The 15,359-nt window shown below is 65.3% G+C and carries 14 protein-coding genes; 8 read left to right on the top strand and 6 right to left on the bottom strand.

What is annotated here, in order from left to right; translation table 11 throughout:
* The first annotated feature begins 68 nt into the window (after window positions 1–68).
* The gene (locus VGH54_RS00520; protein WP_414688604.1) at window positions 69–1,289 is read left to right on the top strand and encodes an alpha/beta hydrolase fold domain-containing protein; all 1,221 of its coding nucleotides are present in this window, start codon (window positions 69–71) and stop codon (window positions 1,287–1,289) included.
* 27 nt (window positions 1,290–1,316) lie between these two features.
* The gene (locus tag VGH54_RS00515; RefSeq protein WP_331509987.1) at window positions 1,317–2,735 is read left to right on the top strand and encodes a wax ester/triacylglycerol synthase family O-acyltransferase; all 1,419 of its coding nucleotides are present in this window, start codon (window positions 1,317–1,319) and stop codon (window positions 2,733–2,735) included.
* A 69-nt stretch (window positions 2,736–2,804) separates the two neighbouring features.
* Here the strand turns inward: VGH54_RS00515 and fadD12 are convergent, their stop codons facing one another.
* Entirely contained in the window at window positions 2,805–4,406 is a 1,602-nt protein-coding gene (fadD12, locus tag VGH54_RS00510; RefSeq protein ID WP_331509986.1) for an acyl-CoA ligase FadD12, read from the bottom strand.
* Between the two features lie 7 nt (window positions 4,407–4,413).
* Complete coding sequence (locus VGH54_RS00505; RefSeq protein WP_331509985.1) at window positions 4,414–5,220, bottom strand: 1-acyl-sn-glycerol-3-phosphate acyltransferase; 807 nt, start codon at window positions 5,218–5,220, stop codon at window positions 4,414–4,416.
* A gap of 115 nt (window positions 5,221–5,335) precedes the next feature.
* Here VGH54_RS00505 and VGH54_RS00500 point away from each other — a divergent pair, with 115 nt between their 5' ends.
* The 3 genes from VGH54_RS00500 (at window position 5,336) to VGH54_RS00490 (ending at window position 8,092) form a co-directional block, all read left to right on the top strand.
* Window positions 5,336–6,118 (top strand): crotonase/enoyl-CoA hydratase family protein, encoded by a 783-nt coding sequence (locus VGH54_RS00500; RefSeq protein WP_331509984.1) that lies wholly within the window; start codon window positions 5,336–5,338, stop codon window positions 6,116–6,118.
* Between the two features lie 138 nt (window positions 6,119–6,256).
* Window positions 6,257–7,774, top strand: coding sequence for a long-chain fatty acid--CoA ligase (locus VGH54_RS00495; RefSeq protein WP_331509983.1), 1,518 nt, complete (start codon window positions 6,257–6,259; stop codon window positions 7,772–7,774).
* A 21-nt stretch (window positions 7,775–7,795) separates the two neighbouring features.
* Window positions 7,796–8,092, top strand: coding sequence for a hypothetical protein (locus tag VGH54_RS00490; protein ID WP_331509982.1), 297 nt, complete (start codon window positions 7,796–7,798; stop codon window positions 8,090–8,092).
* On the opposite strand, the gene VGH54_RS00485 is transcribed toward VGH54_RS00490, so the two are convergent.
* Both VGH54_RS00485 and VGH54_RS00480 read right to left on the bottom strand, forming a co-directional pair.
* Window positions 8,093–8,719, bottom strand: a complete 627-nt coding sequence (locus VGH54_RS00485; RefSeq protein ID WP_331509981.1) for a TetR/AcrR family transcriptional regulator — start codon at window positions 8,717–8,719, stop codon at window positions 8,093–8,095.
* A 12-nt stretch (window positions 8,720–8,731) separates the two neighbouring features.
* On the bottom strand, window positions 8,732–8,920 hold the full coding sequence (locus tag VGH54_RS00480) for a hypothetical protein (protein WP_331509980.1): 189 nt from the start codon (window positions 8,918–8,920) through the stop codon (window positions 8,732–8,734).
* Window positions 8,921–9,098: 178 nt separating this feature from the next.
* Here VGH54_RS00480 and VGH54_RS00475 point away from each other — a divergent pair, with 178 nt between their 5' ends.
* Together VGH54_RS00475 and VGH54_RS00470 are read left to right on the top strand one after the other, a co-directional pair.
* A complete protein-coding gene (locus VGH54_RS00475; protein ID WP_331509979.1) occupies window positions 9,099–9,908 on the top strand; it encodes a crotonase/enoyl-CoA hydratase family protein in 810 nt (269 codons plus the stop codon).
* A 41-nt stretch (window positions 9,909–9,949) separates the two neighbouring features.
* Window positions 9,950–11,785, top strand: a complete 1,836-nt coding sequence (locus tag VGH54_RS00470) for an acyl-CoA dehydrogenase (protein ID WP_331509978.1) — start codon at window positions 9,950–9,952, stop codon at window positions 11,783–11,785.
* Between the two features lie 4 nt (window positions 11,786–11,789).
* Here the strand turns inward: VGH54_RS00470 and VGH54_RS00465 are convergent, their stop codons facing one another.
* Window positions 11,790–12,395, bottom strand: a complete 606-nt coding sequence (locus VGH54_RS00465; RefSeq protein ID WP_331509977.1) for a TetR/AcrR family transcriptional regulator — start codon at window positions 12,393–12,395, stop codon at window positions 11,790–11,792.
* Between the two features lie 97 nt (window positions 12,396–12,492).
* On the opposite strand from VGH54_RS00465, the gene VGH54_RS00460 reads away from it, so the two are divergent.
* Entirely contained in the window at window positions 12,493–13,695 is a 1,203-nt protein-coding gene (locus VGH54_RS00460) for an aromatic ring-hydroxylating oxygenase subunit alpha (protein ID WP_331509976.1), read from the top strand.
* Between the two features lie 106 nt (window positions 13,696–13,801).
* Here VGH54_RS00460 and VGH54_RS00455 read toward each other — a convergent pair whose 3' ends face one another.
* Window positions 13,802–15,286, bottom strand: coding sequence for an aldehyde dehydrogenase (locus tag VGH54_RS00455; RefSeq protein ID WP_331509975.1), 1,485 nt, complete (start codon window positions 15,284–15,286; stop codon window positions 13,802–13,804).
* Window positions 15,287–15,359 lie beyond the last annotated feature (73 nt).

Here is a 15,359-nt window from a genome sequence, read left to right as displayed (position 1 = left end):
CAGCTGGTGACTGAGGAAGCGGTCGCGTTTGCGATGTTGGCGCAGACTCTGCGGGGTACGCTCCCGAAATGACGGAACGACCGGCGACCGGCTTTCGCCGACCGAGCATGACTTCTCGGGCAAAGTGGCTGCTGCGGGCCCGCCCCGGCGACTACATGCTGGCGTTGAGTGATGCGATGGCTTCGCTGCCCGTGGTCGGCAGGCATCTGGAGCCGCTGGGCGGTGTGACCGCGATGGGCCTGTGGGGTTACCGAATGGCGCCGGAGTTCTTGTCCGCGTCGGCCAAGTCATGGCTGACTCCCGGCATCAGCGAGACCCGCAAGGCCGAGCGCGACCAGACCCAATCGGTGCTGGACGCCGCGCTGCGCGGCGTGGTCTCGAGCAAGGACCTCGATGTCGAGTGGCCGGCGCCCGACGACAAGCCACCCTTCTGGCGCGCGCTGCAACACCGTCGCTACCTGCACCGCACCTCGGTGCGCTACGGCAAGCACCCGGTGCAACTCCTGGACGTGTGGCGTCGCAAGGATCTGCCGGTGCGGCCGGCGCCCGTGTTGATCTTCGTGCCCGGCGGCGCCTGGGTGCACGGCGGTCGCCAGCTGCAGGGCTATGCCCTGATGTCGCAGTTGGCCGAAATGGGCTGGATCTGCCTGTCGGTGCAATACCGGGTTTCTCCGCACCACCGCTGGCCGTCCCACATCACCGACGTCAAAAGCGCCATCGCGTGGGCCCGGGCTAACGTCGACAAATTCGGCGGTGACCGCAATTTCATTGCGGTAGCGGGTTGTTCGGCCGGTGGACACTTGTCGGCACTGGCCGGATTGACCGCCAATGATCCTGAGATGCAGACCGAGCTGCCGCCGGGTTCGGACACTTCCGTGGACGCGGTGGTGGGGATCTATGGTCGCTACGACTGGGAGGACCGCTCGACCGTCGAGCGGGACCGCTTCGTGGATTTCCTGGAGCGAGTCGTGGTCAAGCGTCGAATCGACCGCCACCCCGAGGTGTTCCGCGACGCGTCACCGATCGCACGGATACATCCGGATGCACCGCCGTTCTTGGTGATTCATGGCAGCAGCGACACGGTGATCCCGGTGGCTCAGGCGCGCAGCTTCGTCGAGCGACTTCGGTCGATATCGCGTTCGCTGGTCACCTACGTGGAGCTGCCGGGTGCCGGCCACGGATTTGACATGACCGACGGGGCGCGCACCGGTGCGACGTCGACCGCGGTCGGGCTGTTCTTGGGCCAGGTTTATCGCAACCGGATGATCGCGACCAAAGAGGTCATCTAGCCGCCCCACAGTTGTAGGGTCCCACCCATGAAGCGGCTGAGCGGGTGGGACGCGGTACTGCTTTACAGCGAAACGCCGAACGTGCATATGCACACCCTCAAAGTCGCGGTGATCGAACTGGACGCCGACCGTCAAGACTTCGACATCGACGCGTTCCGCCGGGTGATTCACAGCCGGCTCTACAAGCTGGAGCCGTTTTGCTATCAGCTGGTTGACATTCCGCTCAAGTTGCACCACCCGATGTGGCGGGAGAACTGCGACGTCGACCTGACCTATCACGTGCGGCCGTGGCGGTTGCCGGCGCCGGGCGGTCGTCGTGAGCTGGACGAGGCGATCGGCGAGATCGCCAGCACTCCGCTGGACCGCGACTACCCGCTCTGGGAGATGTATTTCGTCGAAGGCTTGGCCGACAACCGAATCGCGGTGGTCGGCAAGGTCCATCACGCGCTCGCTGACGGGGTGGCGGCGGCGAATCTGCTGGCGCGCGGCATGGACCTCGCGCCCGGGCCAAAGTCCGGCCAGACTCGGTATGCGCCGGACCCGGCGCCATCGACGGCGACGCTGGTGCGGTCGGCGTTCGCCGATCACATGCGCCATCTCGCGCGGATCCCGGGGACCATCGGCTACACCGCGCAGGGCATCAACCGGGTGCGCCGCAGCTCGCGCAAGCTTTCGCCGGAGTTGACGATGCCCTTCACCCCGCCGCCGAGCTTCATGAACCACATGCTCACGCCCGAGCGCAGATTCGCGACGGCGACCTTGGCGCTGAGCGATGTCAAAGAGACCGGCAAGGCCCTTGGTGTCACGATCAACGACATGGTGTTGGGGCTGTCGGCGGGGGCGTTGCGCAAGCTGCGGCTGCGCTATGACGGCGACTCCGACCACCCGCTGTTGGCGTCGGTGCCGGTGAGCTTCGACTTTTCACCGGATCGTGTTTCGGGAAACCTGTTCACCGGGATGATGGTGGCGCTGCCCGCCGACGTCGATGATCCGCTGGAGCGGGTACGGCGCTCGCATGATTACGCGGTCGACGCCAAGGAGAGCCACCAGCTGCTCGGCCCGGAGCTGGTCAGCCGGTGGGCCGCCTACTTTCCGCCGGGGCCCTCGGAATCGCTGTTCCGTTGGCTGGCTAGCCGCGACGGGCAGAACAAGGTGCTCAACCTGCCGATCTCCAACGTCCCGGGTCCGCGTGAACATGGGCGGGTCGGCGGTGCATTGGTCACCGAGATCTATTCGGTGGGCCCGTTGACCACCGGCAGCGGCCTGAACATCACGGTGTGGAGTTATGTTGACCAGCTCAATGTCTCGGTGCTGGCCGACGGCGCCACTGTCGACGACCCGCATGAGGTCACCGAGGCCATCATCGATGAACTCATCGAAATTCGGCGTGCCGCAGGGCTTTCCGAGAAGCTGGCGGTCATCGAAGCTGCGTTGGCTCAGGCCTGAGCCCGAGTTGCGGCGAGTGTGTAACTGCGACGAGTTTTTCGCCGTGGTTGCACGTTCGGGGCGGGGAACTCAGTCCAGCAGGCCATGTAAATCACGTCGCGAGATCTTGCCGGTGCTGCTGCGCGGCAGCTCATCGAGCACGATGATCTCGCGGGGCACCTTGTAATTGGCCAGGTTGTCCCGGACGTGTTGTTTGAGATCGTCCACGGTGACAGACGCGGCCGGCGTCAGCACCACGAACGCCACCAGCCGCTGACCGTACTGTTCGTCGTCGACGCCCAGCACGGTGGCCTCGGCGACATCGGCGTGGGTGGCCAGCGTCTTCTCCACCTCGATCGGGTAGACGTTCTCGCCGCCGGACACGATCATCTCGTCGTCGCGTCCGACCACGTAGAGGCGCCCGGCCTCGTCGAGTCGGCCGACGTCACCGGATGCCATGAAGCCGTCGTGAAAACTCTTGCCCCCGCCGGAGGTGTAACCGTCGAACCGGTTGGTGTTGCGGACGAAGATCTGGCCGACCTCGCCGGTGGGCACCGGGCGATGGTCGCTGTCGAGAATGCGAATCTCGGTACCTATAGCGGGTTTTCCCGCAGTGTCCGGCGCGGCGCGCAGATCCGCCGGTGTCGCGGTGGCGATCATGCCGGCTTCGGTGGCGTTGTAGTTGTTGTAGAGGATGTCACCGAACTCGTCCATGAATTTCGTGGCGACGTCGGGCCGCATCCGGGACCCGGATGCGGTGGCGAACCGCAGTGAGCGACCACTGTAGCGGCGGCGTACCTCGTCGGGCAGGTCCATGATCCGGTCGAACATCACCGGCACCACGCACAGGCCGGTGGCCTGGTGACGGTCGATGAGTTCGAGGGTGGCTTCGGGGTCGAACTTGCGACGGGTGACCACCGTGCAGCCCATCGACGCGGCGAAGATCAGTTGCGAGAAGCCCCAGGCGTGAAACATCGGCGCCACCACCACCGTGGTTTCTTCGGTGTGCCACGGCACCCGATCCAGCATCGCTTTGAGTTCGGTTGTCCCGCCACCGGAGTGCTTGGCACCCTTGGGATTACCGGTGGTGCCCGAGGTCAGCAGGATCAGCTTGCCCTTGCGGCCGGTGTTGACGGGTCGCTGGCCCAGGTGCGTGGTGACCAGCTTCTCGACGGTCGTGTCGTGTTCTTCCGGATGGTCGGTCCATCCGACGACGTGCGTGGTGTCGGGCTTGTCAGCCAGTGCGCGGTCAACCGAATCGGTGAACTCCTCGTCGTAGATCACCGCGTCGGCGCCCTCGCGGTTGACTACGTCGGCCAGCGCCGGCCCGGCGAACGAGGTGTTGAGTAGCAGCACGTCGGCGCCGATCCGGTTGGCCGCAATCAACGACTCGACGAAACCGCGATGGTTGCGGCACATGATCGCCAGCACTTCCGGCGTTCCGCCGGGTAAAGCCTGCAACGCCGCGGCCAACGCATCGGCGCGCTGATCGAGTTGGCGGTAGGTCAGGGTGCCGAGTTCGTCGACCAGCGCGGGACGGTTGGGACAGCGTTGTGCTGACATCCCGAATCCGCTTGTGACAGAGAGGCCTTCGCGACGCGCGACCGCGATGATTCGCAGGTACTTATCGGGCCGCATAGGCGCGACGATGCCCGCGCGGACCATGGTGCCCAGCAGACCGAGCGGTGCCATCGCGCTGCTAGCCGATGACCGGGAGGCGACGTTCTTTGGCCAGCCCGCTGAGCGCCTTTTGCATGACGAGTCGGACGTGAGCGTCGACCGCGTCGATGTCGGGCTCCTCGCCGAACTGGGCGATCACGTCGATCGGTTCGAGCACCTGCATCACGATCTTGGTCGGCAGCGGCACGTTGACCGGCAGCACCGCGGACAGCCCGAACGGGAAGCCCACCGAGATCGGCAGGATCTTGACCCGCATCAGCTTGTCCAGCCGCAGCGCCTTGGCCAGTCCCATCCCGCGGGACAGGTAGAGCTGGCTTTCCTGGCCGCCGATGGACACCGCCGGCACGATCGGCACGCCGGCGTTGATCGCCGCCCGCACGTATCCGGTGCGCCCGTCGAAGTCGATGACGTTCTCGGTCAGCGTCGGGCGGTAGACGTCGTAATCACCGCCGGGGAACACCACCACGACACCGCCGGATCGCAATGCCTCGTCGGCGTTTTCGTGGTTGGCGCGGATGAAGCCGGTGCGACGGAAGAATTCGCCGGTCGGTCCGGTGAAGATGACGTCGTGGCTCAGCGTGTAGACGGGCCGTTCGTAGCCGAAATGCTCGTAAAAGCCGGTCGCGAAAACCGGAACGTCCATTGCGAACAACCCGCCGGAGTGGTTGGCCACCACCAGCGCGCCGCCCGGAGGGAAGGCCTCCAGCCCGCGCACCTCGGCACGGTGGTAGCCCTTGATCAGCGGACGCAGCCAGCCCATCACGCGCTCGGTGAGGCCAGGGTCCCACTTGGACATCTCGCTGGGTTCGATATCGGTTGCGTTCAACGCATTCCCCTGGGGTTTCAGCTCGGGTTTGGCTGTGATGCTAGCCGAGCCCCAGTGGCTGGATACCATCTCCTGCGAGACCCGTTACAAATACAACAAGGAGCGTCACACCGTCGTGAGCACTGAAGAAGCCGCCAGCGAACCAGAAGTCCTCGTCGAGCAGCGGGACCGGATCCTGATCATCACCATCAACCGGCCCAAGGCAAAGAACGCGGTCAACTCCGCGGTGGCCCATGGTCTGGCCGACGCGGTGGACAGGCTCGACGGAGACCCGGGGCTTTCGGTGGGCATCGTGACCGGGGCGGGTGGAACGTTCTGCGCGGGCATGGACCTCAAGGCGTTCGCCCGCGGCGAGGTCCCCATCGTCGAGGGCCGCGGGATGGGCTTCACCGAGCGTGGACCGGTCAAGCCGCTCATCGCGGCGGTGGAGGGTTACGCGCTGGCCGGCGGCACCGAGCTGGCACTGGCCACCGATCTGATCGTGGCGTCCAAGGACGCGTCCTTCGGAATTCCCGAGGTCAAACGCGGCCTGGTGGCCGGCGGCGGAGGACTGCTGCGCCTGCCCGAACGCATCCCACCTGCGATCGCGATGGAGTTGGCGCTGACCGGGGAAGCCTTCACCGCCGAGCGCGCGCACGCGCTGGGCATGGTCAACGTGCTGGCCGAGCCCGGCGGCGCGCTGGACGCGGCGATCGAGTTGGCCGAACGGATCACCGCCAACGGTCCGCTGGCCGTGGCCGCCACCAAGCAGATCATCGTCGAGTCCCGCGGCTGGAGCCCCGACACTCGGTTCGCCGAACAGAACAGACTCCTGATGCCGGTGTTCAGCTCGAACGACGCCAAGGAAGGCGCGATCGCCTTCGCCGAGAAGCGGCCGGCGCGCTGGACCGGCACCTGAGCTCAGGCGGCTTGATCCTCGTCGGCCTCTTGTGGTGGGTGACGTCGGCCACGGCGCGGGTGCGATCGGACGTCATCTAAACTGGCATGACACTTTTGGCGAGCTTTGTAACGTGTTGACACCACAGAAAGCGCGAGCGTGAGTATTTCGCTACTACTCGAGATGGCGAGTTCAAGCGATCCTGAGCGGACCGCCGTCGTCTCGGGGGACGTCCGGCTGACAACGCAGCAGCTCAGCGATCTCGCCGACGGCGGCGCCGGCATCATCGCGAGTTCTGGGGCGTCGCACGTCGCCTACGTCGGTACCGGCGGCGCGATGCTTCCGCTGCTGATCTTCGCATCGGCGCGAGCCGGGCTGACGTTCACGCCGATCAACTATCGGCTGTCCGCCGACGGCATCAAGACGCTGATCGCCCGACTGCCCGATCCGCTGGTGGTCATCGACAGCCGCTACCTCGACGAGCTGGGTGGGCCGGCCGGCCTTGAAAGCGTGGCCAAGCAGGTCATTGGGTCCGACGACTTTCTGGCGCAGGCACGCGACGCCGAGCCGGCCGTGGAATTCGCCGACCCGGACTCGGTCGGCATCGTGTTGTTCACCTCGGGCACCACGTCGCAGCCCAAAGCCGTCGAGCTCACCCACAACAACCTGACCAGTTACGTCACCGGCACAGTCGAATTCGGGTCGGCCGAGCCAACCGACGCCGCGTTGATCTGCGTGCCGCCGTACCACATCGCGGGGGTCAGCGCGGCCCTGTCGAACCTGTACGCCGGCCGGAAGATGGTCTATCTCCCGATCTTCGACGCGGAGAACTGGGTGCGCCTGATCGACGCCGAGCATGTCACCAGCGCGACGGTGGTGCCGACCATGCTGGACCGCATCGTGACCGTGTTGGAGGGCGGACACCATCGCCTGCCGTCGCTGCGCAACCTGGCCTACGGCGGGTCCAAGGTTCCGTTGCCGCTGGTGCGCAAGGCTCTGGAGCTGTTGCCGCACGTCGGCTTCGTCAACGCCTATGGCCTGACCGAGACCAGTTCGACGATCGCGGTGCTGACTCCCGACGACCACCGTGAAGCACAGGCCGCAGCCGACCCGGCCGTGGTCCGTCGGTTGGCGTCGGTTGGTCAGCCGGTCCCCAGCGTCGAGGTGCAGATTCGCGACGAGGGCGGTGCCGTGCTGCCGGCCGGGCAGACCGGCGAGCTGTTCGTTCGTGGTGAGCAGGTCTCCGGTCGCTATACCGGGATCGGCTCGGTGCTCGACGCCGACGGCTGGTTTCCGACCAAGGACATCGCCACCCTCGACGAGGGCGGCTACCTGTTCATCGGTGGCCGTAGCGACGACACGATCATCCGCGGCGGGGAGAACATCGCGCCCGCGGAGCTGGAAGACGTGCTGGTTGAGCACCCGCATGTGCGCGATGTCGCGGTGGTCGGCGTCGAGGATTCGCAGTGGGGACAGGCGATCGTCGCGGTGGTGGTGCCGGCCGTCGGCACCGAGCCGGACCCCGAGGAATTGCGCGAACACGTCCGCAAAAGTTTGCGGGGGTCACGCACTCCTGACCGGGTAGTCTTTCGCGACGAGCTGCCCACCAACGCGACGGGCAAGGTGCTGCGCCGCGAAATCGTCGAAGAGCTTCGCGCCGCCCCGGCCGAGCAGTAACTCCAAGCGAGGATCGAGATCATGATCAAAAACGGAACCCGTTTGGCCAGCCAGGTTTGCGACACCCAAGTCATCGTCGTGCGCAGCGCAGACAGCCTCGACGACCTGCGCTGTGGCGGGGCGCCGATGGTGGAGTTGGGTGCTGAACGTTCCGGTGAGCTGGATCCGGCGTTCTCCGACGGCGCGGTGATGGGCAAGCGTTACGTGGACGAGTCCGGTGCCGAGGTGCTGGTCACCAAAGCCGGTGCCGGGACGTTGGCTGTCGGCCAGACCGCGCTGAGCCTCAAGGAAGCCAAGCCGCTACCGGCCAGCGACTAGTCAGTTGCGGCGATCCGGCAGTCCGTTCCGGCGGACGAATTCCCTTGCCTTGACCAAGAATTCAAGTTGCTCATAGACCTTGTTCAGCGGTTCACTGCTGCGCGTGGATCGGCACAGGATGACGGCGCCTTCCAGCGTCGCGATCGACATCACCGCCAGCGAATCTGCGTCTGACTCGACGAAGCCGTCGGCGACGAACGCCCGCGTCAGCGCCGCGCGCCAGCGCGCGAAGATCCGCGCCGCTTCGGCAGACAACCGGACTTCGTCATCAGCCGAGCCGATCGCCGCCGCGACCACCGGACAGCCGGCATGGAAATCGCTTTCCGCGAGCACGCGTTCCCAGAAGTCGACGAACTGCCGAAGCAGCACCTTGGCGCCGCGGCCGGCGGCGTCGTCGATGTCGGCCGTGATTGCATCTCCGGCGTATTGCAGCGCCTCGGCAAGGATCTGATTGCGGCCGTCCGGAAAGTGGTAGTACACCGAACCGCGCGGCGCACCGCTACGGGTCAGCACCTCGTCGATGGTCACGCCGGCGGCACCGCGTTCGCGCATCACCTCGGCGGCGCTGATCAGCATTCTGGTTTTGGTATCGCCGCGCTTGCGCGGGGCATGCGTCGCTAACGACATAACGGTGTGTTGTCAGGCCGCGGGGGTGTGGCGTAGCTGCGGCATCCGCCAGTGGATTGTCCGCGGATTGAACCGTGCGGGGCGCAGCGTGCTGCGGCGCAGCCCGGCCCGCTCTCCGCTGAAGCGGTATCCGCCGACGTTCAGTTCGACGATCAGCATGCTCTTCTCCTGCTGCCCCATGCGCCGGATCTGCCGACCCACGATTATGGGGTAGACCATATAAGACTGGCGTCCAGCAAGCAACCTGAAAAGACCTCCGTTGCTGCATAGTGACCTAACCGGCCGAGATGGCCAAACTCGACGAATTAGCCCTATCTGTCAACCGGATTAAGTGTTATGCCCTATTGCATATTCGTGGCCGGTGCGTTTGACTCGGCGAATGGCTGGCTCAACTGATGCACTCCCGAACCTGGAAACCGTGACGCTCGAACGCGACGGTCACGTCCTGCTGATCGGGCTGAATCGACCGGACAAGCGCAACGCCTTCAACCAGGCGATGCTCACCGACCTGTCCCGCGCCTATGGACTGCTGGAGTCCGACGCCTCGGTGCGCGCCGGCGTGCTGTACGCGCATGGCGACCATTTCACCGGCGGTCTCGACCTGGTCGATGTCGGCCCCAACATCGCGTCCGGCGATCTCCCGTTGCCCGCCGACGGACGAGACCCGTGGCGTCTCGACGGTTCGTGGACCACACCGCTGGTCGCCGTGGCACATGGTTGGTGCATGACACTGGGTATTGAACTCCTGCTGGCCGCCGACGTCCGCGTCGCGGCGACAGGCACCCGCTTCGCCCAGCTAGAGGTGCAGCGTGGCATCTATCCGTTCGGCGGTGCGACGCTGCGGCTTCCCCGCGAGGGCGGATGGGGCAACGCGATGCGCTGGCTGCTCACCGGCGACGAGTTCGACGCCGTGGAAGCGCACCGCATCGGCCTGGTGCAGGAAGTCGCCGACGACGGCTCCGCTGCGTTGTCGCGTGCGCGCAACATCGCGCGGACCATCGCCGAACGCGCGGCCCCGTTAGCCGTACAGGCCACGCTGGCCTCGGCGCACCTGGCCCGCGCACAGGGCGACGCCGCCGCCATCGAGCGACTACGGCCCGACGTGGCGGCGCTGTTCGCCACCGCCGATGCCGCCGAAGGCGTGCAGTCGTTCATCGAGCGTCGCCAAGCCCAATTCCAGGGTCGCTAACGCGCGTTAGGCTCAGCCCAGGCGATTGAAAGGCGTCAGCGATGGGTCACTACAAGAGCAATGTGCGCGACCTCGAGTTCAATCTGTTCGAATCGCTGGCCTTGGAGAGGGTGCTGGCCGACGACGCATTCGGGGACCTCGACGGCGACTCGGTGCGGCAGATGCTTTCCGAGGCTGCGCGGTTGGCCGAGGGGCCGGTGGCCGAGTCGTTCGCCGAAAGCGACCGCCACCCGCCGACGTTCGACCCCGACAGTCACATCGTCACGCTGCCCGAGCCGTTCAAGAAGTCACTGAACGCGTGGCGGGAAGGCGAGTGGTTCCGGGTCGGGCTCGAAGAAGCCGTCGGCGGTGTACCGGCTCCGTCGATGGTGCAATGGGCGATCAACGAGTTGGTGCTCGGCGCCAACCCCGCCGTGTTCATGTACATGGCCGGCCCGGTCCTCGCCAACATCCTCTACGGGATCGGCAATGAGCAGCAACGACATTGGGCATCGCTGGCGATCGATCGCAACTGGGGCGCGACGATGGTGCTCACCGAACCCGACGCCGGGTCCGACGTCGGCGCCGGGCGGACCAAAGCGGTCGACCAAGGCGACGGCACCTGGCACATCGACGGCGTCAAGCGGTTCATCACCAGTGGCGACAGCGACGACGTCTTTGAGAACATCCTGCACATGGTGCTGGCCCGGCCCGAAGGCGCCGGACCGGGTACCAAGGGGCTGAGCCTGTTCCTGGTGCCCAAGTTCCTGCTCGACCCGAAGACCGGTGAGCCGGGAGAGCGCAACGGCGCATTCGTCACCGGTGTGGAGAACAAGATGGGCCTGAAGGTCTCGGCCACTTGTGAATTGACGTTCGGCCAGCACGGCGTCCCGGCTACCGGCTGGCTGGTCGGCGACACCCACCGCGGAATCGCGCAGATGTTCCGGATCATCGAATATGCCCGAATGATGGTGGGCACCAAAGCTATTGGAACACTATCGACAGGTTACCTGAATGCCTTGGATTACGCCAAGTTTCGCGTCCAAGGGGCCGACCTCACCCAGATGACCGACAAGTCGGCGCCGCGGGTCACCATCATTCACCATCCCGATGTGCGCCGGGCCCACATCACGCAGAAGGCCTACGCCGAAGGACTGCGTGCGCTCTACCTCTACACCGCGGCCCACCAAGACCCCGAAGCCGCCGCCGTGGTGTCCGGCGCCGACGCCGATATGGCGAACCGGGTCAACGATCTGCTGTTGCCGATCGTGAAGGGGGTGGGCTCCGAGCGTGCCTACCAGTGCCTGACCGAATCGCTGCAGACGTTAGGCGGATCGGGCTTCCTACAGGACTACCCCCTTGAGCAATACATTCGTGACGCCAAGATCGACAGCTTGTATGAAGGCACCACCGCAATTCAGGCGCAGGACTTCTTCTTTCGCAAGATCGTCCGCGACCAGGGTGCGGCACTGGGCCACCTCGTCACGCAGATCGAGTCGTTCATCGACAGCGAGGACGCCCGACCCGAACTCGTCGAAGCACGCAAGCAGTTGGCCACCGCGGTCGACGACCTGCAAGCCTGGGTCGCCACCATGACCGGGTATCTGATGGATTCCCAGCAGAGCGCAAGCGAGCTTTACCGGGTGGGTTTGGAGTCGGTGCCTTTCCTGCTCGCGGTCGGTGACCTGCTGATCGGCTGGCTGCTGCTCCGGCAGGCGGAGACAGCGCTGACCGCACTCGACGGCGATCCGTCGCCGGGCGATAGTGCGTTCTATGCCGGAAAGGTCGTGTGCGCAAAGTTTTTCGTCAAGAACGTGCTACCGCGGTTGACTGCGGAACGCGAGATCGCGGCCAATGTCGATCTCGCGCTCATGCAGCTTCGGGAAGAGGCGTTCTGACCCGTCACGGGTCGATCTCGACGGCCGCGGCGATCTGCCGCCACAGAACTTCGACGACTCGGTCTGGTCGGGGACGCGGGCTGCGGCCCAGCGCGGTGACCATCACCCGCTGCATCGCACCGAACATGGCTGCGCCGGCGAGCTCGGGATCGACGGATGACGACAGTTCGCCACGCTTCTGGCCGCGACGAATGTTGGCGGCAGCGTGTTTGACGATCTCGTCGATGTGCCGGTTCTCGGTCAACGCGACCTCGGGCTCGCGAGATAGCCGGGTGTAGACGACGACCGCGGCCGGATCGGTGTAGTGGAAATGCACACCCTTTTCGAGTCGGATGCGCTCATGCTGGGCCCACGTACCTTGGTCATCGAGATCGAGGTCAAGAACCTGGACGCGCAGGCGGACGAAGAAGTCGTGCAGCAGCGCGCTGACCAGTCCTGCCCGCGAGCCGAAATAGCGATTGACCAAGCTTGGCACGACGCCTGCAGCCTCTGCGACCCAGGCGATCTCGAGGTGACCATCGTTGGCAATTGCGATGTCGCGGGCGCAGGCGAGTAGCCGTTCGCGTGTCGCGCGCCCCTTTTGAGTCCTGGGTTCAGCGGTCGTGATCACGGGATGAGCGTAGCAAAAAATGAATTGACGTCACTTCATTTCTAGCATACCGTTTCTGCTGAAACGAGGCATCGACGCGCACCCTGGGAGGCACGCCATGAGTCCGTTGACAAGACCGCTGGTCGCCGACGATGTGGAGATTGTGCGCCGCCTACTCACGCATATCGACGCGGGGACGACCGATGAAGGCGAGCCGTGGCGCGAACCGGTGGAAAACTACCTCGACCCAGGACGATTCGCGGATGAACTGCGGATGCTGCGCTCGTTTCCCAGCGTGTTCATTCCTTCGGCAGCCATCCCGAATCCAGGTGACCATGTCGAACGCGTCTGTTTCGGGACGCCGCTGTTCGCGGTTCGTGGCAACGACCGACGGGCACGGGTATTCCGCAACGCCTGCCGTCATCGCGGGATGACTCTGGTAGACGGCACCGGATGTTCTCACGCGCTGGTGTGCCGGTACCACGGCTGGACTTATCGTCTCGACGGCACGCTCGCGCATGTTCCGCACGCGGATGGCTTCCCGGATTTGAACATCGCGACGCGCGGCCTGGTCGAGGTCGCCAGCAGTGAGGTCGATGGTCTCATCGTCATCGATGCGCTGGACTCCGATGCGGCGCAACCGGGGCTGCGGGCAGTTGCTGACGACGCGATGGCGGCACTGACCGAAGGCAGTCCGTGGCGGGACAAACTCGTGCCGGCCGAGCGGCTCGTCGTCGCGGAGTCCGCCGTGCTGAACATAAATTGGAAGGTGCTCATCGAGCAATTCGGGGAGGGCTACCACATTCGCTCTACCCACCGGGAGACGTTCTTCCCGCTACAGTACGACGATCTCAACGTGGTGGAAACGTTTGGCCCGAATAGCCGAATCACATTCCCATACCGCAACATTGAACGACTCCGTAACCGCCCGGAGTCGATGTGGACGACTAAGCAGCGCATGACGTTCGTCTATCAGCTGTTCCCGAACGTAATGATCGCGACGTTTCCGGATCGGCTGATCGTGGTCGTAATCGACCCGATCGATGTCGACCACTCGATGTTCGCCACCTATACCGTCGCCACGCCCGATGCAGCAGAAGCTGCCCTGCTCGCGGCCACCCAACAAGGTGGTGCCGGGACTGTCCCGACCCTTCTCGATCAGGGTGCACTGGAGGACAACGAAATGTCGATGGGTGTGCACCGCGGCTTGCGCTCCGGGGCGAATGCCTTCGTGGAGTTCGGACGCCACGAAAGCGCGATCGGGCACTTCCATGCCACCCTCGACCAGCGCCTCGCGCTGTTGGCTTCAGGGTGCGGCTAGCCGCACACTCGCGGCCAGCTTCGCGAAGAAGCGTTCTAGCTCGAGTGTGACGCTGCGGGCACACTCGAGCCCGAGTGTGCCCGCAGCGTCACACTGGCGGGAGAGCCTAGCTGTCGGTGGTGTAGCCCATCGGCATCAGCACGCTCTTCTGCTGGGTGAAGTGCTCGACGCCCTCCGGCCCGTTCTCGCGACCGATGCCGGAGTTCTTGTAACCGCCGAACGGACAGCACGGGTCGAACGCGTACCAGTTGATCGCGTAGGTGCCGGTGCGGATCTGCTCGGAGATCTTGATGCCGCGCGGCACGTCGCTGGTCCACACACTGCCGGCCAGTCCATAAGCCGAGTCGTTGGCGATCTTGATCGCGTCTTCTTCGGTGTCGTAGGGAATGATGCTCAGCACCGGTCCGAAGATCTCCTCCTGCGCGATTGTCATGCTGTTGTCGACGTCGGCGAACACGGTCGGCTGCACGTAGAAGCCGTCGTCCAGTCCTTCGGGACGTCCACCGCCGCACACCAGTCGGGCACCCTCTTCAATGCCCTTGGCGATGTAGCCCTCGACGCGGGTCCGCTGCTTCTCCGAGATCAGCGAGCCGATCTGCGCACCCGCGTCCGACGGCGGACCGACAGGAAGTGAAGCCGCGAAATTGCCCACCGCCTCGACGATTTCGTCGTAGCGGGAGCGCGGCGCCAGGATGCGGGTCTGGGCCACGCAGGCCTGCCCGGAGTTCATGATTCCGGAGAACACCAGCATCGGGACGGAGGCGGCCAGGTCGACGTCCTCGAGCAGGATGGCTGCCGATTTTCCGCCGAGTTCCAGGGTGCACGGCTTGAGCATCTCGGCGGCGCGCTTGCCGATCTCCTTGCCGACGGCCGAGCTTCCGGTGAACGAGAAGATGTCGATGTCGGGGTTGGACGTCAGCGCCTGTCCGGTTTCGATACCGCCCGGAACAATCGACAGCACACCCTCGGGCAACCCGGCCTCGGCGAACACCTCCGCCAAAGCATTTGCGCTCAGCGGCGTTTCGGCGGCCGGCTTGAGCACCACCGTGCACCCGGCGAGCAGCGCGGGGCCCAGCTTGTTGATCGCCAAGAACAGCGGCACGTTCCACGCCACGATTGCGCCGACCACGCCGAGCGGCTCACGATGGACGATGGTCTGTCCGTAGCCGCCGTTCCGGACTTCCTGCCACTTGACCTGGTCGACGGCGGGGCCGGCGAAGAAGTTCAGGCACGCTACCCCACTCATCCACTGCATGGTCTCGAGGGACATCGGGGGCTGGCCGGTTTCGTCGCCGAGCAGCTTGACGAAGAGGTCTTTGCGCTCCTCCATCAGTTTGAGCGCGCCGGCGATGACCGCCGCCCGCTCCTTCGGTGGTGTCGAGGGCCAGGGGCCGTTATCGAAAGCGTTGCGGGCCGCGGCGACCGCGGCGTCGACGTCGGCTGCCGCTGCCAACGGCACCTTGCCGACGTACTCGCCGGTGGCCGGGCAGTGCACCTCGATGACTTCGGACGTCGACGGCTCGGTCCACTTGCCGCCGATGAAAAGCTTGTCGTACTCCGTTGTAGCTTGCTCCGTTGTGACGTGGCTCATGGCCGCCACCCTACCCAAGCCACGGCGAAACGAGAACACGTTTCATTATCGCGGCCGGAGGACCAGCACGAGA

The sequence above is a fragment of the Mycobacterium sp. genome (assembly GCF_036488105.1).
Taxonomy (GTDB): Bacteria; Actinomycetota; Actinomycetes; order Mycobacteriales; family Mycobacteriaceae; genus Mycobacterium.
This window is presented reverse-complemented; position numbering and strand designations above follow the sequence as displayed.